The organism is Streptomyces sirii (assembly GCF_045690365.1).
Classification (GTDB): domain Bacteria; phylum Actinomycetota; class Actinomycetes; order Streptomycetales; family Streptomycetaceae; genus Streptomyces; species Streptomyces sirii.
This window is the reverse complement of sequence record NZ_CP147982.1, coordinates 2,424,525-2,449,407: the sequence shown is the minus strand read 5'-3', so window position 1 is coordinate 2,449,407 and position 24,883 is coordinate 2,424,525. Positions and strand designations below refer to the sequence as shown.

The following is a 24,883-nucleotide window of genomic DNA, read 5'->3' as shown; positions in this document are numbered from 1 at the left end:
CGGCAGCCGCACAATGGAGTACCGACGACGCACAAGGGGGTCCCATGGAACCGGAGTTGGTGGCGCTCGCCACAGCGGGGGCGACGACGCTGGTGCAGCAGATGGCGACGGACGGCTGGACGGCGGTCCGCGGCAGGATGGCGGCCTTCCTCGCCCGGCGCCGGGGCACCGTGGACGAGGAGGCGGTCGAGGGCGAGCTGGAGGTCTCCCGCGCCGATCTCGTGGCCGCCCGGCAGGAGGGCGACCAGGACGGCGTGGACGGAGTGACCACGGCCTGGCGGCTGCGGCTGCAGCGGTCACTGCGCGAGGACCCGGCCGCGGCGGCCGAACTGCGCGCTCTGCTCGACGAGGTGGCGCCCGACCGGGACCGCACGACGGTACGGGACGTGCACAACACCATCAGCGGAGGTGTCCACCACGCCCCGGTGATCCAGGTCGGTTTCGTCTCCGGGAACTCCACCTTCCACACACCGCCGGGCCGGCCGCACTCCGGTTGACGTGCCGCGCCGGGCGCCGTGCGACCGGGCAGAATGGCGGTGTGCGGCTCGAAGCGATCACCTGGGAACGGCTCACCGAAGCGCTCGCCGAGCGCATCGTCACGACGACGGCGAAGGACGGGAGTCCCTGGCTGAGAGTGGCCATCGACGGGGCTCCCGCTGCCGCGCCCGGTGAACTGGCGGGCCGGCTCGCCGAGGCGCTGCGGATGCGGGGGCGGGCGGTGCACAAGGCCGGCACCTTCGGCTTTCTGCGCCCCGCCTCCCTGCGGCTCGAATACGGCCGTGCGGATCCCGACGCCTACCACGACGAGTGGTTCGACCGGCAGGCGCTGTGGCGCGAGGTCTTCCAGCCGCTGGATCCCGGTGGCAGCGGGCGGGTGCTCCCGGACCTGTGGGATCCGCCGGCGGACCGGGCGACACGCAGTGCCTACGTGACGCTGCCGCCGGGCGGCGTCCTGCTGCTGGACGGCCCCCTGCTGCTCGGTCACTGGTTTCCCTTCGATCTCTCCGTCCATCTGAAGCTCTCGCCGGCCGCGCTCGCCCGTCGCACCCCTGAGGGCGAGCGCTGGACGCTGCCCGCCTTCGCGCGCTACGAGGCCGAGACACGGCCCGAGGAGGCGGCGGATGTCGTCGTACGGGCCGACGATCCCCGTCGGCCGGCCTGGAGCGGACCCGCCTGAGAGCCGGGCCTCAGACGAGCTGCCGGATCTCGCCACGGACGCGGTAGAAACCGCCCGAGGCCGCCGACAGGTCCTCGACGACATACCGCACCCCGGCCCGGCGTATATGGCGCGGGAACTGGACGTTCCAGGACGGCTCATAGCCCTCGGAGACCACATGGACCCGCAGCCGGCCGCCTTCCTGGACGCACTCCACCACGATGCCCGAGGCGGCGGCGGAGGCCACCGTCTGCACCGTGGTCGACGGGGTGTACGTCGGCAGCGCGGCGGCCGACTTCACATCCCGGGCCACCGGCACCGTGCCCGACTGGGCGTCGGCGATGGCCGCGTCGCTCGCGTCGACGCACACCAGGGAGCCGTCGGTGGTGACCATGTACAGCTTCTCGTCCAGATACTGCATCGACAGCGCCGATCCGCCGCCGGTGCCCAGCTTCCACAGGCGGGTGCCGTCGGCGGCGAAGCAGTACACCGACGAGGCCGAGTCGCCGGCGAAGACATAGCGGCCGCCGGGGGCCGTGGCGCAGGAGTAGACGACCGTGTCGCACTGGTAGGAGGCCTCCAGCGCTCCGCCGGCCTTCGACAGCCGTTGCACGACCTTGCGGTTCGTGCCGGCGTACACCGAGTGGTCCTCCTGCCAGCCGAACAGGACCGCGCCGTTGGTCGGGGTGTGCCACAACTCGCCGCTGCCGTCGGCGGCGTAGGCGGTCACGCCGCGCTGATGGCCGTGGTAGATGGCGCGTTCGTCCCTCCGCACCATCCAGGCGTGCTCACCGGAGCTGCGCCGGGACCACTGGTACTCGTCCTCGTGGTCGATGACCGTCAGCCCGCCGTTGCGGTCGGCGACGTGGAGAATGCCCTCCCGGATGTCCAGCCAGAAGATGTCGACGTCGGGGGCGACGTCGTAGGCCGCGAAGGGGAGCTTGGAGGACAGGTCGTAGACCGTGCCGTCGTCGCAGCCGGCGTAGATCCAGAAGTCGTCCGCCACCAGGCACTTGACGCCGTCGGGGAGCTGATAGCGCGCCAGGACCTCACCGTCATGGCCGAGCGTGTAGACATCCCCGCTCTGATTGCCGACCCAGCAGCGGTCCTCGTCGATGTGGATGCCGAACGCCGCGGCGCCCGTACGGAACCGCCACAGCACCGGTGCGACGGCGCGGGCCGTCGACGGGGCGGACGTCACCTGGCGTCGCGTCACCGGGCGGGCGGCGCGCTGCCCCTGGACGGCGGGGGCGTAGCCCTTGCGGACCTTCTCACCGATCTTCCTGGCGGCCGCGGCCTGCGCCTTCTCCCGCGTCGGGAAGGTCGAGGACTGCTGCTGGCCGGCCGCACCGATCCGCCCGTAGCGCACCGAGACGACCGTGTCGTCCACCGCCACCTCGTAGAACTTGTGGGCGCCGCCGCCCTCTTGCGACAGCTCCAGATACGTCGTGGTCACGGACATGGTTCTCCCCTCCCCGGGCGGCCCCCACGGCCGTCCCCCGCTGCTGAAAACCGTACGACCGGCCACTGACAATCGGCCTTCGAGCGCTTGCCGCGGACCGCTGATCGCCCCGCCGGCGGGGGCGGTTAGCGTGAGGGGGTGACGACTTCATTCAACGCATCCGCCCCGTCCGACGCGGCCGCGGCGCTGCCCGGCAGCCAGGGCCCCACCGCAACCGTGGAGGCCCGGCCGCGCTCCGTCGGCGCCGTGCAGACGTCCTACGCGCCCGACCCGGACGGCGACCCGGACCCCGGCGAGATCGTATGGACCTGGGTGCCCTACGAGGAGAACGACGGGCGGGGCAAGGACCGGCCGGTGCTGGTCGTCGCGCGGGAGGCCCACGGCACGCTGCTGGCCGTCCAGCTCTCCAGCAAGCGGCACAACAACGACCGGGAGTGGGTCCCGATCGGGGCCGGCCCGTGGGACCGCGCGGGGCGCGACTCGTGGGTGGCGGTGGACCGTGTGCTGCGGGTGCACCCGGCCGGGATGCGGCGCGAGGCCTGTGCGCTGGACCGCGGCCGCTTCAACCTCGTCGTCAACCGGCTGCGCGAGCGCTACGGCTGGCGCTGACGGCGGCGTCGGCCCTCAGGCGTCCGCCACGGCCAGCAGCTTGGTGACGGTGTTCCAGTTGCGGGCGGTGGCCGTCACCCCCAGAGGGGCGCGGCTCACCGCGGCGGCGAGCTTGGAGCGGCCCATGCCGCCCGGGCACCACAGATACAGTTCGCGCCCGGTCAGCCGGAACCGGTCGGGCGCGAAGGCGTCCGGGTCGAGGGCGTCCAGCCGGGAGGTGTCGGCCGGCACCGCCGACAGGAACGTCACATGCAGGTTCTTGGGCTCCGGCACGGCCTGCGGAAACGGATTCGCGGCGATCGCCGCGGCCAGCTCGTCGCGGGTCCGGACGACGACCGGCACCGTCAGGCCGAGCTCGGCGGCGATCCGGTCCTGGAGCGTCCGGGCCGTCTCCTCCGGCGGTGTACCGGGGTCGGCGAAGACGATATTGCCGGTCTGCAGCAGGACGGAGACGTCCCGGAACCCCAGGGACTCGGCCAGCGCCAGCTGCCTGGCCTTGGGGAAGGAGTTGTGGCCTCCGACGTTGATGCCGCGGAGCAGAGCGATCTGACGGGACATGGCGCTGCCATTCGTGAGGGTCCGGCCCGGGTGCGGACGGACGACGGCCGGGATCAGAAGAGCGGGGCGGGCAGCACACCTTCGAGGGCCAGCAGCAGGCGCTTGGTCTCCAGGCCGCCGCCGAATCCGCCGATCCCGCCGTCGCTGGCCACGACGCGGTGGCAGGGGACGACGACCGGCAGCGGATTGGAGCCCATCGCGGCGCCCACCGCACGGGCCGCGCCCGGCTCCCCGACGCGGTCGGCGAGGTCCTGATAGCCGACCACGCTGCCGTAGGGGACGTCGGAGGCCAGGGCATGCAGGACCCGGGCGTTGAAGCCGGAGGACAGCGACCAGTCCAAGGGGACGGTGAAGGACCGCAGATCCCCGGAGAAGTAGGCGGTCAGCTCGGCGGTGGCCGTCGCCAGATGGGGAGTCTCCGGGAGCGGTGGCCCGCCGAAGAACTGCTCCAGTCGGGTCAGCGCGCGGCGGGTCGTCCGCTCGTCGGCATGGAAGGCGACCTGGGCCAGGCCCTCCCGGGTCGCGGCGAGCAGCAGCGGGCCGATCGGGGTCTCCAGACGCGCCCAGGCCCACTCGCGCCGGCTCGCGGGCCCCGCCGGCGGCGTGGAGGCCTGTTCGGAAACCTGCTCGGAATGCGTCACCTGATCAGGGTAGGACGAACCACCGACAACGCGACGGGGAACGGGCCGTCGCCCGGTGCCGCTCCCCGTCGGTACCGGGCGCTCAGGCGCCGTTCTTGTGCCTGTTCTCCAGCGCGTCCTGCACCACATCGGGCTTGTTGGTGATGATGCCGTCCACATCCAGGTCGGCGAGCTTGATCGCGACGGCCGGGTCGTCGACGGTCCAGGTGTACAGGTCCAGCTGCCGGCGGTGCGGGCCCTTCAGGCCGTGGACGGCGGCGACGTACTCCGGGGTGACCGCCGTGTGGACGGGATTGATCTGATCGCAGTACTTGGCGTACTTGGGGAGGTCGGCGACGGACGGGTTGCCCAGGAAGCCCGTCTTGATGTCCGGCCGGAGCGTGTGCACGGTCTTGAGGGTGTCGGCGTTGAAGCTCTGGATGATCAGACGGTGCTTGAGGTGGTCCCTGTCCAGCCAGCCGCCGCGGCGCAGCTCGCGGAGGGTCTGCATCTCGATGCCCGGGTAGAGCTCCGGCGACTTGAGCTCCATCAGCAGGTTCTGGTCGTTGTGCTCGACCTCGTCCATGTAGTCCTCGAGCGTCGGCACCCGCTCGCCCTCGAACTTCTGCCCGAACCAGCTGCCCGCGTCCAGCTTCTCGATCTCCTTGAGGGTGAAGTCCGCGACGTTCCAGGGGGAGCGGTCGGGGAAGACCTTCTTGACGTTGGTCGTCCGGGCGAGCGAGTTGTCATGGAGGATGACCAGCTCACCGTCCTTGGTGCGCTGAACGTCGTTCTCGACCCATTCGATGCCGAGCTCGGCGGCCGCGTCGATGGCGGCGAGGGTGTTCTCGGGCGCGTACGACGAGGCGCCGCGGTGGGCGACCGTCACCGGAGTGTGTCCGTGCGGTGAGGCCTGGGCGGCGTTGGTGGAGAGGACGAGCGCGGACAGACCCATGAGCGCACCGGCGACAACGGTGGCGACGGGGCGGATACGCATACGGACTCCTCGTGACGTCGTGGGCGTGAGCGAACGTGAGTGACGTGTACCGGGTCGGACGGGCAGAGGCTCGCAGCCGGGCCAGAGCGGGAGGCGGTCGTACGGTGGCCGAGGGCTGAACGAGAAATGGCCGGTCTTCCGTGGAGCGTCGCGCAATTGCAGGATGCCCGGAAAAGCCGTGCAACAGACGTGCGCTCCGATGTCGTCCAACTTGCCGGAGTCGCGGCATCCGCGCATCTTGGCCGATGGTGCGTCACCCATCGTGCTTCTGACCGGTTTTGGTCATATGTAGTGAATGAGCGGCCACCGCGCCTCCGCTCCGTTCGCGAGCGCGCCGCTCTCATGGCAGGGGCCCGGGACGTGTGCCCGGCACCCTCCGCGGCGGTGACGCCGGTGGCTTCGCGCGCCGCTCCGCCGTCGCCGCCGCCCGGCGTCCCCCGCTCGCCGAGCGGCTCGCAGCGGCTCGCCGCGCCGACCGATACCGCCGTAAATCCGCAGGTCGGAGCGATTTTCACGCCGGTTGTCAGCGCTGGGTCGTACGGTGGATCCCATGCGGCCCGAATCAAAGATCGAACGCACGGTGGCGCCCTTCGAGGTCGTCAGCCCCTACCAGCCCAATGGCGACCAGCCGGCGGCCATCGCCGAGCTGGAGCGGCGCATCCGCGGGGGTGAAAAGGACGTCGTCCTGCTGGGCGCCACCGGCACCGGCAAGTCGGCGACCACCGCATGGATGATCGAGAAGCTGCAGCGGCCGACGCTCGTCATGGCGCCCAACAAGACCCTCGCGGCCCAGCTCGCCAACGAATTCCGCGAGCTGTTGCCGAACAACGCCGTCGAGTACTTCGTCTCCTACTACGACTACTACCAGCCCGAGGCCTACGTCCCGCAGTCCGATACGTACATCGAGAAGGACTCCTCCATCAACGAGGAGGTCGAACGGCTGCGCCACTCCGCGACCAACTCGCTGCTCACGCGGCGTGACGTCATCGTGGTCGCCTCGGTGTCCTGCATCTACGGCCTGGGTACGCCGCAGGAGTACGTCGACCGGATGGTCCCGCTGAAGGTCGGCGACGAATTCGACCGCGACCAGCTCCTGCGCCGCTTCGTCGACATCCAGTACACGCGCAACGACGTGGCCTTCACCCGGGGCACCTTCCGGGTCCGCGGCGACACCATCGAGATCTTCCCGGTCTACGAAGAGCTGGCCGTGCGGATCGAGATGTTCGGCGACGAGATCGAGGCGCTGTCCACGCTCCACCCGCTCACCGGCGAGGTCATCAGCGACGACCGGGAGCTGTACATCTTCCCGGCCAGCCACTACATCGCCGGTCCGGAGCGCATGGAGCGGGCCATCGCCGGGATCGAGGCCGAGCTGGCGGACCGCCTCGCCACCCTGGAGAAACAGGGCAAGATGCTCGAGGCCCAGCGGCTGCGCATGCGCACCACGTACGACATCGAGATGATGCGGCAGATCGGTTCCTGCTCGGGCATCGAGAACTACTCGATGCACATGGACGGCCGCGAGCCCGGGTCCGCACCCAACACCCTCATCGACTACTTCCCGGACGACTTCCTCCTGGTCATCGACGAGTCGCACGTCACCGTCCCGCAGATCGGCGCGATGTACGAGGGCGACGCCTCGCGTAAGCGCACCCTCGTCGACCACGGCTTCCGGCTGCCGTCCGCCCTCGACAACCGCCCGCTGAAGTGGGAGGAGTTCCTGGAGCGCATCGGCCAGACGGTCTACCTGTCCGCGACCCCCGGCCCGTACGAGCTCGCCCGCGGCGACGGCTTCGTGGAGCAGATCATCCGCCCGACCGGCCTGGTCGACCCGGAGGTGGTGGTCAAGCCCACCGACGGGCAGATCGACGATCTGGTGCACGAGATCAGGGCACGTACGGAGAAGGACGAGCGCGTCCTGGTCACCACCCTGACCAAGAAGATGGCCGAGGACCTCACGGACTACTTCCTGGAGCTCGGCATCCAGGTCCGCTACCTGCACAGCGACGTGGACACCCTGCGACGCGTGGAGCTGCTGCGGGAGCTGCGATCGGGTGAATACGACGTCCTGGTGGGCATCAACCTGCTGCGCGAGGGCCTCGACCTCCCCGAGGTGTCCCTGGTGGCCATTCTGGATGCCGACAAGGAGGGCTTCCTGCGGTCCGGTTCGGCGCTGATCCAGACGATCGGACGCGCGGCGCGCAACGTCTCCGGCCAGGTACACATGTACGCCGACAAGGTCACCCCGGCGATGGAGAAGGCCATCGAGGAGACCAACCGCCGGCGGGAGAAGCAGCTGGCGTACAACAAGGAGCGCGGCATCGATCCGCAGCCGCTCCGCAAGAAGATCGGTGACATCGTCGCCACGATCGCCCGCGAGGAGATCGACACCCAGGAGCTGCTGGGCTCGGGCTACCGCAAGTCGGGCGAGGCCAAGGAGGCCAAGGGCAAGGCCCCGGTGCCGTCGCTCGGTGCGCAGGCCGGCAAGGGCAAGGGCAAGGCGGGTGCGGTGCTGACGGACCGTCCCGCCGCCGAACTGGCCGAACTCATCGAGGAGATGACGGAGCGGATGCGGGCCGCCGCGGCCGAGCTGCAGTTCGAGGTCGCCGCCAGGCTGCGCGACGAGGTGGGCGAACTGAAGAAGGAGCTGCGGCAAATGAGGGAGGCCGGCGTGCAGTGACCGGGGCGCGACGGGCGGGCCGCGGCCGTCCCGGTGTTGCAGAAACGCCACAAAACGCGGGCCCGGCGCGCCCCGGGCCCGCCGTCGTGCGTAGGGTCGAGGGGGCCCGCCGGAGAGCTGGGCGGGGACAGTACGGAGAAGGGACGGCGCGTGTCGGTCAATTTGTCCAAGGGGCAGGGCATCAGCCTGCAGAAGTCCGACGGCGGAACGCTGACCGCGGTGCGGATGGGGCTCGGGTGGCGCTCGGCGCCGCGCCGCGGCCTGTTCGGGAGGCGCACCAACGAGATCGACCTCGACGCCTCCGCGGTGCTGTTCGCCGACAAGAAGCCGATGGACGTCGTCTTCTTCCAGCATCTGATCAGCGATGACGGCGCCGTCCGGCACACCGGCGACAACTTGGTCGGCGGTGCGGGCCAGGGCGGCGACGACGAGGCGATCCTGGTCGACCTGGCACGGCTGCCGGTGCACATCGACCAGATCGTGTTCACGGTCAACTCCTTCACCGGTCAGACCTTCGCCGAGGTGCAGGACGCCTTCTGCCGTCTGGTGGACGAGACCACCGGCCAGGAGCTGGCCCGCTACACCCTCACGGGCGGCGGCGACTACACCGCCCAGGTGATGGCCAAGGTCCACCGCGCGGGCGGCGGCTGGCAGATGACCGCCATCGGTGAGCCCGCCGCCGGCCGTACGTTCCAGGACCTGGTGCCGGCGATCGTGCCGCACCTGTAAGCACCGCACGTCGCGGCGGCGCGCCCCGGGCCGTGCCGCCGCATCCCGGGCCCGCGCCCGGGCTCGGCCCGGGACGCGATCACCATCAGGGGGAACAACGATGACGGCCGAGCTGGTCCGGGGGCAGAACCATCCGCTGGACCGCACACGGGTGGAGGTCCGGATCACGGCGGGCGGCCCCGTCGTGGCCGGGGTGACGCTCGGCGACGAGCAGGGCAGGCTCCAGGGAGCCGAGGCGGTGGCCCACCCCGGCGCGCCCCGGCGTACCGGCATCGAGGTTCCCCGTCAGGCGGCCGCCGAGCACCGCATCGCCGTCGACCTCGACGCACTGCCCGAGGCCGTCCACCGGGTCAGCGTGCTGCTGGCGCTGCCCACCGGCATCGGCACGCTGACCACCTTCGGCGCCGCCGCCGCGCCGTCCGTGGCGGTCACCGGCCTCGACGGCACACACCTGGCCGACTACACCGTCACCGGCCTGGGGGCCGAGTCCGCCGTCGTCGCCGTGGAGCTGTACCGCAGGCAGGACGCCTGGAAGGTGCGCGCGGTGGGCCAGGGTTACGCCGACGGCCTCACCGCGATGCTGCGCGACCAGGGGCTCGCGCAGGCGGCGGAGCTCGCCGCGGAGATCGAGCAGGCGGTCGGCCTGGGGCACGCCCGCGCGGTGCCGGCGCCCGCGCCGGCCGCGGCGAGCCGGTCCGAACGGCCGGAGCGCTCCGCGGCGGGTCCGGCCGCCGCGCCCACCGCGCAGCGGCCCGCCCCCGCGCCCCCGACGGCGGCCGACGACCTGGCGGCATCCGGGACCGGCGCGGCGGGATCCGGGACCGCGCCCAAGGCCGCCGGGTCCCCGGCGTCCCACAGCCCCGTCGACTACCGGCACCCCGCGCGCCGCAGTGCCCCCGCACCCACCGGTCCGGCCCCGGCCGCTCCCGACGGTCCCCCGCTCCCCGTCGCCGGTGACGCCGCCGGATGGAGCATGGAGGAGCGGCTCTACAACCAGGTCTGGGGCATGTTCGAGGACCTGGCCCGTTCGGTCGCGGCGTACCGCAGCGCTTCCGACTTCGCCGAGTCCCGCCTGGAGCAGGAGCTCGACAGGGCCCTCGCCGACCCGCGCGACCGCCTCGGTACGGCCGCCGATGTCGCCCGTGCCACCGCCCGCGACAAGCACGCCACCCTGGTCACCCAGGCCCGGGCGGCTCTGGACCGCGACCTCGGGCAGCTCGCCGCCGAGTCGGAGGTGGTCGAGCCGGCCCTGCCGCCCGCCTTCGCCCGCTGGGACAACCCCGTATGGCAGGGCTATCACGTACCACTGGAGCGCCCGATGGCGCTGCGCCTGGGCGATCTGCACCTTCCGGAGGTCCTGGACCTGCGCATCCCCATGCTCGTACGCCTCCCCCTGGAGCGCGGCCTGTGGATCGACAGTGGGCCCGACACATACGACCGCGGCGGTTTTCTCCCCGAGCGCGAGTACGGCCGGCGGGAGCTGGGCAGCGCGCTGACGGACGGGCCGCCGGACGAGGCCGAGCTGCGCCGGCTCGCCACGGAGACCGCCGTGGCCATCGCCGCCCGGTTGCTGGCGGTTCACCCCGCAGGCGAGTTCGCGGTCCAGGTCATCGATCCGGGCGGCACGGCGGCGCCGGCGCTGGCACCGCTCCTGGAGTCCGGTGTGCTCGCCCCTCCGCTGCCCGGCGCCAAGGGGGTGTCCGCGGTCCTGGAGGGGCTGACCCGGCGGGTCGACCTCGTCCAGATGGCCGTGCGCAGTCGCGCCGCGGACGCGCTGCCGCCGGATCTCGACACCGCCGAGCAGCTGCTGATCGTGCACGACTTCCCGCACGGCTTCGACGACCGCGCTCTGACCCGGCTCCGCTATCTGGCCGACGAGGGCCCCGCGGTCGGGGTGCATCTGATGATGGTCGCCGATCGCGCTCAGGCCCGGGAGTACGGCCCGGTCCTGGACCCGCTGTGGCGCTCCCTGCTGCGGATCACGCCGGTGCCCGACGCGCACCTCGCCGATCCCTGGGTCGGCCACGCCTGGACGTATGAGCCGCCGCTCGCCCCGAGGGGCAGCCAGGTGGTGCGCCAGGTGCTCGATCGGCTCGCACAGGCCCGCCGCGCCGGACAGAGCTGAACCGGACGGCGCCCCGCCCGGGACACGGCCCCGGCGAGCCGGACGTGACGCCTGCCCGGCACCTCTAACCCGCTGACCAGCTACTTTACCCATTTCTTTACTATTCCTTGGGCTTCCTTTACCCTTCTTGGTGCGGAGGGGAGTATTCCCATCACGACGTACCCGTCATCACGGATTGCGAGTGTGACGAGATCCCGGGGCGTCGGCCCCGTTCCCTCAGATGGAACGGGGCGGAAGAGACCTCCGGCAGCGACGACGCTGTGAGTGCCGTACGACTCTGCCGGAGGAGCAGTGGACGTTTCCCTGAACCTGTGGGTGCTGACCATCCTTGGTCTCTGCGCCCTGATAGCCGCCGATTTCTTCATCGGCGGACGCAAACCGCATGAGGTCTCCATCAAGGAGGCCGGAATCTGGACCGCCGTCTGGATCGCGCTCGCCGCGCTGTTCGGCCTCGGGCTGCTGCTCTTCGGCGGCACCGCGCCGGCCGGGGAGTTCTTCGCGGGCTTCATCACCGAGAAGTCCCTGAGCGTCGACAACCTCTTCGTCTTCGTGCTGATCATGGCGAAGTTCGCGGTCCCCGCGATCTACCAGCAGCGCGTGCTGATGGTCGGCGTACTGATCGCGCTGGTGCTGAGGGCCGGCTTCATCGGCGCCGGCGCCGCGATCATCGCCAACTTCTCCTGGGTGTTCTACATCTTCGGCGCGTTCCTCATCTGGACCGCCTGGAAGCTCATCAAGGAGGCCCGCGCCGAGGAGGAGGACGAGGAGTTCGAGGAGAACCGCTTCCTGAAGCTGGTCGAGAAGCGCTTCCCGTCGACCGACAAGTACCACGGCACCAAGCTGTTCATCGTCGAGAACGGCAAGCGGCTGATGACGCCGATGCTGATCGTCATGCTGGCGATCGGCACCACCGACGTCCTGTTCGCCCTGGACTCCATCCCCGCGATCTTCGGCCTCACCCAGGACCCGTACATCGTCTTCACCGCCAACGCCTTCGCCCTGATGGGTCTGCGGCAGCTGTACTTCCTGATCGGCGGGCTGCTGAAGAAGCTGGTCCACCTCTCCTACGGCCTGTCGATCATCCTGGGGTTCATCGGCGTGAAGCTGGTGCTGCACGCGCTGCACGAGTCCGGAGTGGCCGTTCCGGAGATCAGCATTCCGGTCTCCCTGGGCGTCATCTGCGCCGTGCTCGTCGTCACCACGATCACCAGCCTGCGCGCCTCGAAGAAGCAGGCGGCGGTCGAGGCCGAAAAGGCGGCCGCCGGCAAGGACCCCGTCGACGCCTGAGGCTCGACGCCCACGGCGCACCACCGACGGCGCCCGGCCCCGCTCCCGAAACGGAGTGGGGCCGGGCGCCGTCGCCGCCAGAAGTCCTTCGCTACCAGCCCCGCTTGCGCCATTCCGCCAGATGCGGCCGCTCCGCGCCGAGCGTGGTGTCGTCGCCGTGCCCCGGATAGACCCAGGTCTCATCGGGGAGTGCGCCGAAGAGCTTGCTCTCCACACCGTCGATCAGGCTGGCGAAGTGCTCGGGATTGCCCCAGGTGTTGCCGACGCCACCGGGGAACAGGCAGTCACCGGTGAACAGATGGGGTGCGCCGTGCGGGTCGTCGTAGACCAGCGCGATGCTGCCGGGGGTGTGGCCGACCAGATGGCGTGCGGTCAGCGTGACGCGTCCGACGGTGATCGTGTCGCCGTCATCGACCAGAACGTCCGTGGGCACGGGGATGCCCTCGGCGTCGTGACGGCCCGCGTAGGTGCGCGCACCCGTCGCGTCGACCACCTCGCGCAGCGCGCCCCAATGGTCGCCGTGCCGATGCGTGGTGACGACGGACGCGATGCCGCTGTCGCCGATCAGCGCGAGAAGGGTGTGCGGATCGGCGGCCGCGTCGATCAGCAGCTGCTCATCGGTCGCCCGGCACCGCAGTACGTAGGCGTTGTTGTCCATCCGGCCGACCGCGACCTTCGAGATCATCAGGTCGGACAGTTCGTGCACGTCGGCCGCTCCGCCGACCTTCACTGCTCCGCTATAGCCCATGAGTCCACTCTAGAGCGGGGGTACGACAGGCAGCGCGGAGCCGTGGCTGTCCAGCGCGGAGCCGTCGTCGCGTCCGGTGAGCCAGCCCACCAGCGCCGTCGCGGAGCCCGAGACCACCACGGGCGCGGCCTCGGTGCCCGGGGTGGCCGCCGTCCGGCCGGTGCGCCAGCGGCGGCCGTCGTCCGTGCGCAGCTCCAGTGCCGGTAGATCCGGGTGGCCGGCGAACTTGATCGTGGCGAGGAAGGCGAGATAGCCGTCGACGAAGCCGGGCGGCAGTTGGTCGAGGGTGTGGCCGACGCCGAGATCGAGGTGGTGCAGCTCCACCTCGGCGAGCCGGCGCAGCGGCAGCCGGTCGGCCCGTTCGACGACGCCGTTGCGCATCTCGACCTCGTAGGACCGGCGCTCCTCCGGCAGCCCGTCCACGGCGGCGTCGAACCGCTCGGCGCTCTCCTTGAGGTCCACCAGATGCGCCGCCAGCGGTCGGTCGGCGTCCCGCTCGATGTCGGCGTCCCGGGCCCGGGCGCTCGCGTACATCGGCGCGGGGACGTCCGTACGCGCCCAGGTGAGGAGGTTGACCAGCGCGTCCGCGTTGCGTGCCAGATGGGCCAGGACATGGCCGCGGGTCCAGCCGGGGAGCAGCGACGGCTCGCCGATCGCCGTGTCGTCGAGCTTGCTCACCGAGACCAGCAGCCGTTCGGTGGCCTGGCGTACGGCGGCCACGTCGTGCGGGAAGTCAGGCGGGGTGACGGTCATGGTCCGACGCTAGCGCCACGAAGGCGAGTTCGGGAGTCGTCCGGCGCGTTCGGGGGCGTACGCGGGCGGGGCGGGCGGCGCGCGGCGGCCCGGGGGCCGACGGGACGCCGCCCGCGGAGTCTCCCGGTGGTCAGGCCGCCGCGTCGGGCGCCCCGAACCACCGGCGGAGCGCGGCGTCCAGGTCGTCCGGGGCGGTGGCCGAATCCGGGGTGTCCGCTGCCCAGGCGGTGCAGCCGTCCGGCCGTACCAGGAGGCCGGCCAGGTCGGGCCGTCCGGAGCAGACCGCGGTCAGCACCCGCAAACGGGAGCCGTACCCGGCGGCGCGCCCGCGCAGCCCTTCGTCGTCGGCGAGGTCGAGCAACAGCCCCCACCCGCCGCGCAGATGGTCCGCGAGCCGGCTGCCGTCGGCCAACTCCAGGTCGGGGGCGCTGCGGCCGGTCAGCGGATGGCCGCCCGGCAGGTCGTAGCGGTGCTGGACGCCGGAGATCTTCTTGGCGAAGAAGGTGGTGGCGGCGACGGTTCCGGTCAGCTCGGTGAGCACCGTGCGCAGCGCCCGGGCGTGCGACTCCGGCCGCATCAGTGCCACTTGGGCCCGGGTCCACTCCAGCACCCATGCGCCTATCGGGTGCCGCTCCGCCGTGTAGGTGTCGAGCAGCCCCTCCGGCGCCCAGCCGTGCACCGTGGCGGCCAGCTTCCAGCCCAGGTTCATCGCGTCGCCGATGCCGAGGTTCAGCCCCTGGCCGCCGAAGGGCGAGTGCACATGCGCGGCGTCGCCGGCCAGCAGCACCCGCCCCGCCCGGTAGTCGGGTACCTGGCGGGCGTTGTCCGTGAAGCGGGTCGCCGAGAGCACCTTGTGGATCTCGACCTCCTCGACACCGGAGACGTTCCGCAGGGACGTCTGCAACTCCTCGGCGGTAACGGGCGCTTCACGGTCCGCGGGTGGTCCGTCGAACTCCACGGTGAGGATCCGGCCGGGCATCGGGCCGTGCGCGTAGGTGCCGGTCCCGGTCCAGTTCCAGCCGGCCCCCAGCTTCTCGGATCCGGACATCTCCACGATGGCCTGATGGCCGGTGATCTCGGGATCCGTCCCCGGGAACGGGAAGCCGGCGAGCCGACGGACCGTACTGCGCCCGCCGTCGCACCCCACCAGCCAACCGGTCTGCAGCGACCCGTGGGAGGTATGGACGCGGACGCCGTCCTCGTCGGTGTCGAAACCGCTCAGCGTGACCCCGCGGCGCAGGGCGACGCCCAGTTCGGCGGCGCGGTCGGCGAGCAGCCGCTCCAGGGCCTCCTGGGGGACGAGGCCGACCTCGGAGGCGGGGCCGGGGCTCTCGAAGTCCGGGTCGGACTCGTCCAGGAGATCGCCGCGCAGCATGATGCCGGCGAAGTGCCCGGCGAACCTCGGAGGCCGTTGCACCCCGGACGCGCCCGCGGCCTGCCGTTGGCGCAGGAACGAGCTGAACTTCTCGACGGCGGCGCGCTGCACCTCCGCCAGGTCGGGCAGCATCCCGCGCCGGTAGAAGGCCTCCGCGCTGGGGGAGTTGATCGCCCCCGCCTTGATCGTCGTGTCCACCTCGGTCAGCCGCTCCAGGACGACGACCCGGACATCGGCCAGTGCCAGTTCGCAGGCGAGCATCAGCCCCACCGGGCCGCCCCCTGCCACCACTACGTCTGCGTCATGCTTCATGAGCGAGAGTGTAGCCACTAAAAGTTTTTTGTGACTACAAAATTTTGGAAGGGGCGGCCTAGGATTCCGGACATGGTGGATGAGCAGCGGCGCGACGGCGCGGGGACGGCCGGTGGCGGATGGATCGCCGGCCAGGAGGCGGAGACCGGCTTCGGCGAGGAGGACGGCCGGCTGACGCTGCGCGAGCGCAAGAAGCTGCGCACCCGGCAGCGGATCTCCGGCGAGGCGACGCTGCTGTTCATCCGGCGCGGCTTCGACAACGTCACCGTGGCCGAGGTGGCCCGCGCCGCCGAGGTGTCCACGATGACCGTCTTCAACTACTTCCCGCGGAAGGAGGACCTCTTCCTCGACCGGATTCCCGAGGGGCTGGAGCTGCTCACCCGCGCCGTCCGGGAGCGCGGCGCGGGCGAGACGCCGCTGGCCGCGCTGCGCCGGCTGACGTCCGAGCTGCTGGAGCAGCGCCATCCGCTGGGCGGGGTGGGGGAGGGGTTCGAGCACTTCTGGCGTACGGTGCTGGACTCGCCGGCGCTGCGCGCACGGGGCCGCGAGGCGGTCGAGGAGCTGGAGGGCGCGCTCGCCGGGCTGCTCGCCGAGGCCGCGGGCGGTGACGCCGCGCGGCCGGATCACGGCTCCCGGCTGGCCGCGGCGCTGATCGTCGCGGGGGTCCGGGTGGCGTACGCCGAGGCCGCCGGCCGGCAGCTGCGGGGTGACCCGGCGGACGCGGTGGCCGTTGAGCAGGTCGAGGTGCTGCGGCGGACGTTCGATGCGCTGGAGCGGGCGCTGCCCGGGGGCGGCTGAACCGCCGGGGTGGCGGGTTTCCGCAGCGTACGGGCGTGTGGCCGGGCGGGAAGGATGTGGGGCCGCCACACGTTTGGGTGAAGAGGGCCGGCGAACCCCGTAAATCGAATGCGCGTGCTATAGGCTCGTGTGTGGCATCCCAAAGACAGTGCCGTGGCGGGCCCCATACCCTGGGGCAGGGGCTCCGCTCCGCTTCGCCGCCTCTGCTCATTCACCGAGCGGCGGACGCAGAGCCGCGGCTCCCGCCCCTCTCCAAGAAAGGTGCCGACCGGCGTGGCCGACCGTCTCATCGTCCGTGGCGCTCGCGAGCACAATCTCAAGAACGTCTCGCTCGACCTCCCCCGCGATTCCCTCATCGTCTTCACGGGGCTGTCAGGGTCGGGCAAGTCCTCGCTCGCCTTCGACACGATCTTCGCCGAGGGGCAGCGGCGCTATGTCGAGTCGCTCTCCTCCTACGCCCGGCAGTTCCTCGGGCAGATGGACAAGCCCGATGTGGACTTCATCGAGGGCCTGTCCCCCGCGGTGTCGATCGACCAGAAGTCGACCTCGCGCAACCCGCGCTCGACGGTCGGCACGATCACCGAGGTCTACGACTACCTCCGCCTGCTGTTCGCCCGCATCGGCAAGCCGCACTGCCCCGAGTGCGCGCGCCCCATCGCCCGGCAGTCGCCGCAGGCGATCGTCGACAAGGTCCTGGAGCTGCCCGAGGGCAGCCGCTTCCAGGTGCTCTCCCCCCTGGTGCGGGAGCGCAAGGGCGAGTTCGTCGATCTCTTCTCCGACCTCCAGACCAAGGGCTACAGCCGGGCGCGGGTCGACGGCGAGACCATCCAGCTCTCCGAGCCGCCCAAGCTGAAGAAGCAGGAGAAGCACACCATCGAGGTGGTCGTCGACCGCCTCACGGTCAAGGAGAGCGCCAAGCGGCGGCTGACCGACTCCGTCGAGACCGCCCTCGGGCTCTCCGGCGGCATGGTCATCCTCGACTTCGTGGATCTGGAGCCGGACGACCCGCAGCGCGAGCGGATGTATTCGGAGCATCTGTACTGCGCCTACGACGATCTGTCCTTCGAGGAGCTGGAGCCCCGCTCCTTCTCCTTCAACTCGCCCTTCGGCGCCTGCCCGGACTGCACCGGTATCGGTACGCGCATGGAGGTCGACCCCGAGCTGATCGTCCCGGACGAGGACCGCTCCCTCGACGAGGGTGCCCTCCACCCCTGGTCGCACGGCCACACCAAGGACTACTTCGGCCGCCTCGTCGGCGCGCTGGCCGATGCCCTCGGCTTCCGTACGGACATCCCCTGGGCCGGGCTGCCGGCCCGCGCCAAGAAGGCCCTGCTGCACGGCCACAAGACCCAGATCGAGGTGCGCTACCGCAATCGGTACGGCCGCGAGCGGGCCTACACCACCCCCTTCGAGGGTGCCGTGCCGTTCGTCAAGCGGCGGCACTCCGAAGCGGAGAGCGACAGCAGCCGCGAGCGCTTCGAGGGCTATATGCGCGAGGTGCACTGCCCGACCTGTGAGGGCACCCGGCTCAAGCCGATCGTGCTCGCCGTCACGGTCCAGGAGAAGTCGATCGCCGAGGTCGCGGCCATGTCGATCAGCGACTGCGCCGACTTCCTGCGGGACATGAAGCTCGACGCCCGCGAGAAGAAGATCGCCGAGCGGGTCCTCAAGGAGGTCAACGAGCGGCTGAAGTTCCTGGTCGACGTCGGCCTGGACTACCTCTCGCTGAACCGCGCGGCCGGCACCCTCTCCGGCGGTGAGGCCCAGCGCATCCGCCTCGCCACCCAGATCGGCTCCGGACTGGTGGGCGTCCTCTACGTCCTGGACGAGCCGTCGATCGGCCTGCACCAGCGCGACAACCACCGGCTGATCGAAACGCTGGTGCGGCTGCGCGACATGGGCAACACCCTGATCGTCGTCGAGCACGACGAGGACACCATCAAGGTCGCCGACTGGGTCGTGGACATCGGCCCCGGCGCCGGTGAGCACGGCGGCAAGGTCGTGCACAGCGGCCCGATGAAGCAGCTGCTGGCCAACAAGGAGTCGATCACCGGGCAGTATCTGTCCGGCAAGAAGGCCATCGCGACACCGGACATCCGGCGGCCCGCCGACCCCAAGCGGCAGCTGACGGTCCACGGCGCGAAGGAGAACAACCTCCGCGACATCGACGTCTCCTTCCCGCTCGGGGTGTTCTCCGCCGTCACCGGCGTCTCCGGCTCCGGCAAGTCGACGCTGGTCAACGACATCCTCTACACCCACCTCGCGCGCGAGCTGAACGGCGCCAAGTCGGTCCCGGGACGGCACACCCGGGTCGCCGGCGACGACCTGGTGGACAAGGTCGTGCACGTCGACCAGTCGCCGATCGGCCGCACCCCGCGGTCGAACCCGGCCACGTACACCGGTGTCTTCGACCACGTCCGCAAGCTCTTCGCGGAGACGATGGAGGCCAAGGTCCGCGGCTATCTGCCGGGCCGCTTCTCCTTCAACGTCAAGGGCGGCCGCTGCGAGAACTGCTCCGGCGACGGCACGATCAAGATCGAGATGAACTTCCTGCCGGACGTGTACGTGCCGTGCGAGGTCTGCCACGGCGCGCGCTACAACCGCGAGACGCTGGAGGTCCACTACAAGGGCAAGTCCATCGCCGAGGTGCTGGACATGCCCATCGAGGAGGCGCTGAGCTTCTTCGAGGCGGTGCCGACCATCGCCCGGCATCTCAAGACGCTCAACGAGGTCGGCCTCGGCTACGTCCGGCTCGGTCAGTCCGCGCCGACGCTCTCCGGTGGTGAGGCCCAGCGGGTCAAGCTGGCCAGCGAGCTCCAGAAGCGCTCGACGGGCAGCACGGTCTACGTCCTCGACGAGCCGACCACCGGTCTGCACTTCGACGACATCAGCAAGCTGATCAAGGTGCTGTCCGGACTGGTCGAAAAGGGCAACACGGTGATCGTCATCGAGCACAACCTCGATGTGATCAAGACGGCGGACTGGGTCATCGACATGGGCCCCGAGGGCGGCAACGGCGGCGGAATGGTCGTCGCCGAGGGCACGCCGGAGGAGATCGCATCGATCCCGGCCAGCCACACCGGCAAGTTCCTGCGGGAGATCCTCGGCGACCGCGTCAGCGACGCAGCGCCGGTGCCGGCGCAGGCGAAGAAGCCGGCCGCCAAGAAGACCGCGGCGAAGAAGACCACGGCCAGGAAGACGACGGCGCGGGCCGGCCGGGCCTCCTGACGCCGAGGGCCGTTCCGGCCGGGCCGTCACCGCTCCCGCACCAAGGGCGCGGTGGCGGCCCGCCGCCGTCGGCGCCCCGACCGACCGGTCCACGGTGCGCTACGTCGCCAACCCCATGACGACCGACCGGTCCAAGGAGTTCCTACGTCGCCCACTCCATGGCGAACGGCCGGTCCAGGGGCTCCTACGCCGCCAACTCCGCGGCGAACGGCGGTTCCGCGCCCGCGCGTGAGCAGGTGATGGCGGCCGCGCGGGCGGCGAAGCGCAGGATGTCCAGCCAGGCGTCGGCGCCCAGTGCGGCGACGGCGGCATACGAGAGGGCGCCATGGGCGTCCAGGCGGTGCAGCAGCGCCGCATTGACCGTGTCGCCGGCGCCGATGGTGTCGACGACGGTGACCCGCTCGCCCGGCACCGTCAGCTCACCGCCGTCCCGCGTCAGCACCGTCAGCCCGGCACCGCCACGGGTGATCACGATCGCCGCCGGCCCCGCGCCCAGCCACTCCCGGGCGGCCGCGCCGACCGCGTCCCAGCCGCCACCGGTGCCCGCCCCGGCCAGCCACAGCGCGTCCTCCTCCGACAGCTTCAGCAGCGCCAGATCCGGGAGCCAGGAGCGGAAGCGGGCCCGATAGGCGTCCGGGTCGGGGATCAGACCGGGCCGGATATTGGGGTCGAGCGCGGTGAAGACCCCCCGCCGCGCCTCCCGGCGCAGCAGCGACTCATATGCGCTCGCACCTGGTTCCAGGACCAGCGAGCAGGTGCCCAGAGAGACCGCCCGGACCGCGTCGGGCAGCGCCGGCGGCAGGGCGAAGAGCCGGTCGGCGGTGCCGTCGGCGTAGAACCCGTAGCCGGCCGACCCGTCCGGGCTGATGTCCGCCACGGCGAGTGTGGTCGGCTCACCGCCGCGCTGCACCAGCGAGGTGTCCACCCCGGCGTCGCGCAGCCCGTGCAGCAGCGCCTCGCCGAAGGTGTCGGTGGAGACCCGGGAGCAGAAGGCGGTGGGCGAGCCCAACCGCCCCAGCGCGACGGCGGTGTTGTAGGGCCCGCCGCCGCGCCGCGGCAGCAGCGTCGGCAACTGGCCGTCCAGAGAGGGGTCCTGCGGGCTGGGGACGAGGTCGATCAGCGCCTCGCCGGCGACGACGATCACGGGGTGCGGTTCCTTTCCAGGGCGGCCGGGGGTGCGGCCGGGACGGTGGCCGGGGCGGGTTCGGCGCAGCCGCACGACGTACGGTGCACGAACGCGCAGGGGAGGCGAAGGGTGCGCGCCGGACGGTCCGGTTCCTCCAGGCGTGCCAGCAGCAGCCGGACCGCCGCGGCCCCGATGTCCTTGCTGGGCTGGGCGATCGCGGTCAGTCGGGGCGTGAACAGGTCCGCCCACGGGAAGTCGTCGAAGCAGGCCAGCGCGATGTCCCGGGGCACCTCCAGGCCCAGTTCGCCCAGCGCCCGGAGCGCGCCGATCGTCATCGCGTTGTTGGCGGTGATGATCGCCGTGGGCGGCTGGGGCGCGGCGAGCAGCCGGCGGGTGGCGTCCTGGGCGCCGTCCGCCTCGGAGTTGCCGCCGGCGAGGAGTTCGGGCGCGAAGGGCAGGCCGCGGGCGCGCAGCCCCTCGCGGTAGCCCTGCAGCCGCTCGGTCGTCGTGCTCAGCCCGGGCAGCCCGGCCACCAGGCCGATCCGGGTGTGTCCCAAGTCGGCCAGGTGCTCGACCAGTTGGCGCACCGGACCGGTGCTTTCGGCGCAGACCTGGTCGTACGCGTCACCGACCAGCCGGTCCAGGAAGACGGTGGGGACCCTGCGCCGGGCCAGATAGCCGACCGTCTCCGCGGGCTCCGCGGACGGCGCGACGATCATGCCGTCCACCCGCCGCTCGTGCAGCAGCTGGACGACCTTGCGCTCATGGCGCGGGTCGTCGTGCGGATCGGCGAGCAGCAGGCTGTAGCCGGCCTCCAGCGCGCCCGCCTCGACGCCCTGGAGGATCTCGGTGAAGTACGGGTTGCTGATCGCGGAGACCGCGAGGCCGATCGAGCGGGTGCGGGAGGTCACCAGCGAGCGGGCCAGGGTGTTGTGGGTGTAGCCGAGTTCCTCGATGGCGCCGAGCACCGCGGCCCGGGTGTCCGGGCGCACCGACCGGGTCTCGTTGAGCACATGCGAGACCGTGGCGACGGAGACCCCCGCCCGCCGCGCCACATCCACCATCGTCGTCATCCGGCTTCTTCCTCCCCGCGTGCGGGGCGCCACGGCGGCGCCCACGGCCGCCGCTGCACGGCCCGTCCCACCACATTACGAGTATCCGCCCGCAAGCGTAAACGCTTACGCAAGCGTTTACGTCTTGGCGTCCTTTTCTGTAGGGTCCCCGACATCGCAACCCGCACGACGTCGTGAGGAGGCGCCTTCATACGCGCTCTCGTGGTCACCGCACCGGGCAATCCGGGCAGCGCGGTGCACGGACTCAGCCGGCTGCCGCGCCGCCCCGGCGAGCACTATCTGATCTACGGCGCCGGGACCATGGGCCTGATGATGGCCGCGCTCGTACGGACCGCGGGCGCCGCCTCGGTCTGCGTCGTCGACCTCAACGAGGACCGGCTGGCGTTCGCCGAGACCTTCGGCGTGGACGCGGCCGTGACCGACGCCGGCAGGCTCGGCCGACCCGGCTTCGAGGTCGTGGTCGACGCCACCGGTGTCATCGCGGCCATCGAGGACGGCCTGGGGCGGGTACGCCGCGGCGGTACGTTCCTGCAGTTCGGCGTCGCCGACCCGGCGCGCTCGGCGGCCTTCTCGCCGTACCGCGTCTACCACCACGAGATCGACATCATCGGCTCGATGGCGGTGCACCACAGCTTCCAGCCCGCCATCGACCTGCTCGCCGCCGGCCTCGACCTCGACGCGCTGGTCAGCGACGTCTACGGCCTGGACGGGTTCGACGAGGCGGTGGCCCGCTTCCGGGCGGGCACCGGCCGCAAGATCCATCTCGCCCCGCAGAAGGGCTGACTCCGTGCCCGCACGCATCAAGAACCGGCACCCTGGGCGCGTCCCTCTCCCCGGGTGCCGGCTCGCTGATCGCCTTCCGGTTCGTGATCGGCGTCGGCATCGCCTCCGTCGTCGTACCGCTCTACCTCACCGAACTCGCGCCCCAGCACGCCCGCGGCGGGCTGACGTCCCTGATGCAACTCCTGGTGACCGTCGGCATCTTCGTCGCCTACGTCACCGACTACCTGCTGGCCGGCGCCGGGGCCTGGCGCTGGATGATCGGCCTGGGCGTCGTCCCGGCCGCGATCCTGGCGCTGGGCATCATCACCCAGCCGGAGAGCCCGCGCTGGCTGGTGGGCAGGGGCCGCGTAGAGGAGGCCCGTACGGTCCTGACCCGGCTGCGCGGCGACGCCGGCGCGGCGGGCGAGGAGCTGGCCGAGATCGAGCGGGCCGAGCGCACCGAGCGGGAACAGAGCGAGCCGCTGACCCTGCGGGGGCTTGCCTCCCCGCGGCTGCGGCCGGTGTTCGCGGTCGCGGTCTCCTGGGGCCCGGTGCGGTGGGTGATGCTGCCGGAGCTGTTCCCGATGCGGATCCGGGCCGCCGCGGTCGGCCTGTGCGTGCTGTTCAACTGGCTGTTCAACAGGGTCGTGGCGCTGGTCTTCCCGTCCCTGCTGCACGCCTGGGGCGCGGGGGCGAAGTTCCTGTTGTTCGCCGGGACGACCCTGCCGGGCTTCCTCTTCGTCCAGCGGCTGCTGCCGGAGACCAAGGGCCGCAGCCTGGAGGAGATCGAAGCGGACCTGCTGCAGGGCAGGGCGGACCGCCGCGGAGGCGCGCAGACCGCCCCGGTATCGTCGGAGGCCGGCGCCGCCCACCGATCAGGAGCTATGACATGACCGCGTCCCCCGACCGCCGGACCGTGCTGCGCGGGGCCGCGCTCGTGGGCGCCGCCTGCTTCGGTGCCGCCGCCTGTGCTTCGGGGGAACAGAAGTCGAGCCGCCCGGCCTCGGACGCGCCGATCGAGCTGGGTCCGGCCTCGGAGGTGCCGGTCGGCGGCGCCAAGATCTACGGCGACCAGCGGCTGCTGGTCTCGCAGCCCACCAAGGGCGAGTTCAAGTGCTTCAGCACCGTGTGCACGCACATGGGCGCGATCCTGAACAAGATCGAGAAGGAGCAGGGCGTCTGCCCGCTGCACGGCAGCCGCTTCCAGGTGGCCACCGGCGAGGTCGCCCAGGGCCCGGCGACCCGCCCGCTGGAGGAGGTCCCGGTCCGGGTCAAGGGCGGCAAGCTGATCGCGGGCTGAGGCGGCCGAGCGCCGCCCGGCGCCTCCCGGTCCCGGCCGACGGCGCCCTCCCACCGGAGGCTGCCCTATCCCCAATCCCACCCGATGCGGCTCTCTATCCCCAATCCCACCCGATGCTGTTCTCTATCCCCAATCCCACCCGATGCGGCTCTCTATCCCCAATCCCACCCGATGCTGTTCTCTATCCCCAATCCCACCCGATGCTGTTCTCTATCCCCAATCCCACCCGATGCCCAGTATCCCGGGCCGCACCCCCTGCTCCACGAGGTGCACGGAGCGGTGCCGGCCGCTGAGCGTCAGCTCCTGCTGGGCGCTGCGCGGGGCGCCCGCCGAGGCCTGGGTGAAGCGGCGGCAGCGCACCGGCAGCGCCGCCTCGTCGAAGCGCACCTGAAGGACGTACTGACCGCCGGCGAAACTGAAGCCGCGCAGGTACTCGGTGCTCGGTCCGCCGCTGCCGTCCTCGAAGGCGTAACCGAAGACATGGGTGTCACCGGCCCGCAACCGGGTGTCGAAGAGCAGCTCGGCGACCACCACCCCGGCCGCGTCGTCCCCCCGCACCCGGCCCAGCCGGCAGTTCTCCCCGGGGTGCACCCGCATCCGGGCCGGCTCGCAGCCCGACTCGCCCCGATGGATGGCGATATAACGGTCCACGCCGTCCCGGTGGGCGCGCACCACCTGCAGCGACTCCCGCTCGATCAGCCGGCGTTCGGGCCCGATGCGGACCCGCTCGTGATGCCCCACGGTGTGCAGCCCGCCGTCCGCCGGGGTCTCCAGTTCGGTGAAGAGGCGTTGCAGCGCGTCGGCGGGCACCACCAGCGAGCGGTACGAGCGGGCGGCCGGCCGCTCGGCCTCCGGGCGGTGCCCGCCCTCCGGGACCAGCAGCCGGTGCAGCGAGTACGCGGGCAGGTCGAGGACCTCCTCCAGGGCGCGCACCGCCCGCAGCGATTCGGGGCGCTGCGGCCGCCGGGCGCCCTGCTGCCAGTAGCTCAGGCTGGTCACCCCGATGGTGATACCGCGCTGGGCGAGCTTGTGCTGGACGCGGGTGAGCGCGAGCCCCCGGGCGGTGAGCGCGGAGCGCAGTGCGAGATGGAAGGGGCCGGTCCGCAGCAGCTGTGCCAGCTCCGCCGACTGGGGGGTGTCCTGTGCCATTGCCTCAATCCTCCGGCGCGCAGGTGAACGTTCACA

Annotated in this window: 22 protein-coding genes; 12 read left to right on the top strand and 10 right to left on the bottom strand. The window is 71.5% G+C overall.

Annotated features, from left to right (window positions below; all coding sequences use genetic code 11):
- The first annotated feature begins 44 nt into the window (after window positions 1-44).
- Together WAB15_RS11160 and WAB15_RS11155 are read left to right on the top strand one after the other, a co-directional pair.
- Entirely contained in the window at window positions 45-497 is a 453-nt protein-coding gene (locus tag WAB15_RS11160; RefSeq protein WP_399147667.1) for a hypothetical protein, read from the top strand.
- 41 nt (window positions 498-538) lie between these two features.
- Entirely contained in the window at window positions 539-1,177 is a 639-nt protein-coding gene (locus WAB15_RS11155) for a uridine kinase (RefSeq protein WP_407286114.1), read from the top strand.
- Window positions 1,178-1,187: 10 nt separating this feature from the next.
- Here the strand turns inward: WAB15_RS11155 and WAB15_RS11150 are convergent, their stop codons facing one another.
- Complete coding sequence (locus tag WAB15_RS11150; RefSeq protein WP_407286113.1) at window positions 1,188-2,618, bottom strand: WGR domain-containing protein; 1,431 nt, start codon at window positions 2,616-2,618, stop codon at window positions 1,188-1,190.
- Between the two features lie 138 nt (window positions 2,619-2,756).
- Between WAB15_RS11150 and WAB15_RS11145 the strand changes: the two genes are divergently transcribed.
- Window positions 2,757-3,227 carry a type II toxin-antitoxin system PemK/MazF family toxin gene (locus WAB15_RS11145; RefSeq protein WP_407286112.1) on the top strand — a complete coding sequence of 157 codons (471 nt, stop codon included), beginning with the start codon at window positions 2,757-2,759 and terminating at the stop codon, window positions 3,225-3,227.
- A gap of 15 nt (window positions 3,228-3,242) precedes the next feature.
- Here the strand turns inward: WAB15_RS11145 and WAB15_RS11140 are convergent, their stop codons facing one another.
- From WAB15_RS11140 to WAB15_RS11130, 3 genes are all read right to left on the bottom strand, one after another.
- Entirely contained in the window at window positions 3,243-3,785 is a 543-nt protein-coding gene (locus tag WAB15_RS11140; protein ID WP_399147671.1) for a DUF1697 domain-containing protein, read from the bottom strand.
- A gap of 53 nt (window positions 3,786-3,838) precedes the next feature.
- Window positions 3,839-4,426 carry a methylated-DNA--[protein]-cysteine S-methyltransferase gene (locus tag WAB15_RS11135; RefSeq protein ID WP_399147672.1) on the bottom strand — a complete coding sequence of 196 codons (588 nt, stop codon included), beginning with the start codon at window positions 4,424-4,426 and terminating at the stop codon, window positions 3,839-3,841.
- Between the two features lie 82 nt (window positions 4,427-4,508).
- Window positions 4,509-5,402, bottom strand: a complete 894-nt coding sequence (locus WAB15_RS11130) for a glycerophosphodiester phosphodiesterase (RefSeq protein ID WP_399147673.1) — start codon at window positions 5,400-5,402, stop codon at window positions 4,509-4,511.
- 550 nt (window positions 5,403-5,952) lie between these two features.
- On the opposite strand from WAB15_RS11130, the gene uvrB reads away from it, so the two are divergent.
- From uvrB to WAB15_RS11110, 4 genes are all read left to right on the top strand, one after another.
- On the top strand, window positions 5,953-8,082 hold the full coding sequence (uvrB, locus tag WAB15_RS11125) for an excinuclease ABC subunit UvrB (RefSeq protein WP_407286111.1): 2,130 nt from the start codon (window positions 5,953-5,955) through the stop codon (window positions 8,080-8,082).
- A gap of 150 nt (window positions 8,083-8,232) precedes the next feature.
- Window positions 8,233-8,811 carry a TerD family protein gene (locus WAB15_RS11120; RefSeq protein ID WP_399147675.1) on the top strand — a complete coding sequence of 193 codons (579 nt, stop codon included), beginning with the start codon at window positions 8,233-8,235 and terminating at the stop codon, window positions 8,809-8,811.
- 100 nt (window positions 8,812-8,911) lie between these two features.
- Window positions 8,912-10,936, top strand: a complete 2,025-nt coding sequence (locus tag WAB15_RS11115) for a TerD family protein (RefSeq protein ID WP_407286110.1) — start codon at window positions 8,912-8,914, stop codon at window positions 10,934-10,936.
- 291 nt (window positions 10,937-11,227) lie between these two features.
- The gene (locus WAB15_RS11110) at window positions 11,228-12,223 is read left to right on the top strand and encodes a TerC family protein (RefSeq protein WP_407286109.1); all 996 of its coding nucleotides are present in this window, start codon (window positions 11,228-11,230) and stop codon (window positions 12,221-12,223) included.
- Between the two features lie 91 nt (window positions 12,224-12,314).
- Here the strand turns inward: WAB15_RS11110 and WAB15_RS11105 are convergent, their stop codons facing one another.
- The 3 genes from WAB15_RS11105 to WAB15_RS11095 all read right to left on the bottom strand — a co-directional run bounded on the left by WAB15_RS11105 (window position 12,315) and on the right by WAB15_RS11095 (window position 15,411).
- The gene (locus WAB15_RS11105; protein WP_399147678.1) at window positions 12,315-12,971 is read right to left on the bottom strand and encodes an MBL fold metallo-hydrolase; all 657 of its coding nucleotides are present in this window, start codon (window positions 12,969-12,971) and stop codon (window positions 12,315-12,317) included.
- 9 nt (window positions 12,972-12,980) lie between these two features.
- A complete protein-coding gene (locus WAB15_RS11100) occupies window positions 12,981-13,724 on the bottom strand; it encodes a maleylpyruvate isomerase family mycothiol-dependent enzyme (RefSeq protein ID WP_399147679.1) in 744 nt (247 codons plus the stop codon).
- Window positions 13,725-13,854: 130 nt separating this feature from the next.
- Window positions 13,855-15,411, bottom strand: coding sequence for an FAD-dependent monooxygenase (locus WAB15_RS11095; protein WP_407286108.1), 1,557 nt, complete (start codon window positions 15,409-15,411; stop codon window positions 13,855-13,857).
- A gap of 72 nt (window positions 15,412-15,483) precedes the next feature.
- Between WAB15_RS11095 and WAB15_RS11090 the strand changes: the two genes are divergently transcribed.
- Both WAB15_RS11090 and uvrA read left to right on the top strand, forming a co-directional pair.
- On the top strand, window positions 15,484-16,209 hold the full coding sequence (locus tag WAB15_RS11090; RefSeq protein ID WP_399147681.1) for a TetR/AcrR family transcriptional regulator: 726 nt from the start codon (window positions 15,484-15,486) through the stop codon (window positions 16,207-16,209).
- 273 nt (window positions 16,210-16,482) lie between these two features.
- Window positions 16,483-19,437: an excinuclease ABC subunit UvrA gene (gene uvrA, locus WAB15_RS11085; protein ID WP_399147682.1), complete on the top strand. Its 2,955-nt coding sequence runs from the start codon at window positions 16,483-16,485 to the stop codon at window positions 19,435-19,437.
- Window positions 19,438-19,621: 184 nt separating this feature from the next.
- Here uvrA and WAB15_RS11080 read toward each other — a convergent pair whose 3' ends face one another.
- Together WAB15_RS11080 and WAB15_RS11075 are read right to left on the bottom strand one after the other, a co-directional pair.
- On the bottom strand, window positions 19,622-20,581 hold the full coding sequence (locus WAB15_RS11080; RefSeq protein ID WP_407286107.1) for a carbohydrate kinase family protein: 960 nt from the start codon (window positions 20,579-20,581) through the stop codon (window positions 19,622-19,624).
- Complete coding sequence (locus WAB15_RS11075; RefSeq protein WP_407286106.1) at window positions 20,578-21,636, bottom strand: LacI family DNA-binding transcriptional regulator; 1,059 nt, start codon at window positions 21,634-21,636, stop codon at window positions 20,578-20,580. The genes WAB15_RS11080 and WAB15_RS11075 overlap by 4 nt, the downstream gene beginning before the upstream one ends.
- A gap of 201 nt (window positions 21,637-21,837) precedes the next feature.
- Between WAB15_RS11075 and WAB15_RS11070 the strand changes: the two genes are divergently transcribed.
- The 3 genes from WAB15_RS11070 to WAB15_RS11060 are packed head-to-tail and all read left to right on the top strand — an operon-like array spanning window position 21,838 to window position 23,698.
- Window positions 21,838-22,419 carry a zinc-binding dehydrogenase gene (locus tag WAB15_RS11070; RefSeq protein ID WP_407286105.1) on the top strand — a complete coding sequence of 194 codons (582 nt, stop codon included), beginning with the start codon at window positions 21,838-21,840 and terminating at the stop codon, window positions 22,417-22,419.
- A complete protein-coding gene (locus tag WAB15_RS11065) occupies window positions 22,416-23,291 on the top strand; it encodes an MFS transporter (RefSeq protein WP_407289203.1) in 876 nt (291 codons plus the stop codon). Before WAB15_RS11070 ends, WAB15_RS11065 begins: the two co-directional genes overlap by 4 nt.
- On the top strand, window positions 23,288-23,698 hold the full coding sequence (locus WAB15_RS11060) for a Rieske (2Fe-2S) protein (protein WP_399147723.1): 411 nt from the start codon (window positions 23,288-23,290) through the stop codon (window positions 23,696-23,698). The genes WAB15_RS11065 and WAB15_RS11060 overlap by 4 nt, the downstream gene beginning before the upstream one ends.
- Before the next feature lie 210 nt (window positions 23,699-23,908).
- Here the strand turns inward: WAB15_RS11060 and WAB15_RS11055 are convergent, their stop codons facing one another.
- On the bottom strand, window positions 23,909-24,847 hold the full coding sequence (locus tag WAB15_RS11055; protein ID WP_399147686.1) for a hypothetical protein: 939 nt from the start codon (window positions 24,845-24,847) through the stop codon (window positions 23,909-23,911).
- Window positions 24,848-24,883 lie beyond the last annotated feature (36 nt).

Bases quoted from the DNA above. Each gene is read 5' to 3' on its own strand.
- WAB15_RS11160 (WP_399147667.1), top strand. From the start codon at position 45: ATGGAACCGGAGTTGGTGGCGCTCGCCACAGCGGGGGCGACGACGCTG.
- WAB15_RS11150 (WP_407286113.1), bottom strand. From the start codon at position 2,618: ATGTCCGTGACCACGACGTATCTGGAGCTGTCGCAAGAGGGCGGCGGC.
- WAB15_RS11140 (WP_399147671.1), bottom strand. From the start codon at position 3,785: ATGTCCCGTCAGATCGCTCTGCTCCGCGGCATCAACGTCGGAGGCCAC.
- WAB15_RS11130 (WP_399147673.1), bottom strand. From the start codon at position 5,402: ATGCGTATCCGCCCCGTCGCCACCGTTGTCGCCGGTGCGCTCATGGGT.
- uvrB (WP_407286111.1), top strand. From the start codon at position 5,953: ATGCGGCCCGAATCAAAGATCGAACGCACGGTGGCGCCCTTCGAGGTC.
- WAB15_RS11115 (WP_407286110.1), top strand. From the start codon at position 8,912: ATGACGGCCGAGCTGGTCCGGGGGCAGAACCATCCGCTGGACCGCACA.
- WAB15_RS11105 (WP_399147678.1), bottom strand. From the start codon at position 12,971: ATGGGCTATAGCGGAGCAGTGAAGGTCGGCGGAGCGGCCGACGTGCAC.
- WAB15_RS11100 (WP_399147679.1), bottom strand. From the start codon at position 13,724: ATGACCGTCACCCCGCCTGACTTCCCGCACGACGTGGCCGCCGTACGC.
- WAB15_RS11095 (WP_407286108.1), bottom strand. From the start codon at position 15,411: ATGAAGCATGACGCAGACGTAGTGGTGGCAGGGGGCGGCCCGGTGGGG.
- WAB15_RS11090 (WP_399147681.1), top strand. From the start codon at position 15,484: ATGGTGGATGAGCAGCGGCGCGACGGCGCGGGGACGGCCGGTGGCGGA.
- WAB15_RS11075 (WP_407286106.1), bottom strand. From the start codon at position 21,636: ATGACGACGATGGTGGATGTGGCGCGGCGGGCGGGGGTCTCCGTCGCC.
- WAB15_RS11060 (WP_399147723.1), top strand. From the start codon at position 23,288: ATGACCGCGTCCCCCGACCGCCGGACCGTGCTGCGCGGGGCCGCGCTC.
- WAB15_RS11055 (WP_399147686.1), bottom strand. From the start codon at position 24,847: ATGGCACAGGACACCCCCCAGTCGGCGGAGCTGGCACAGCTGCTGCGG.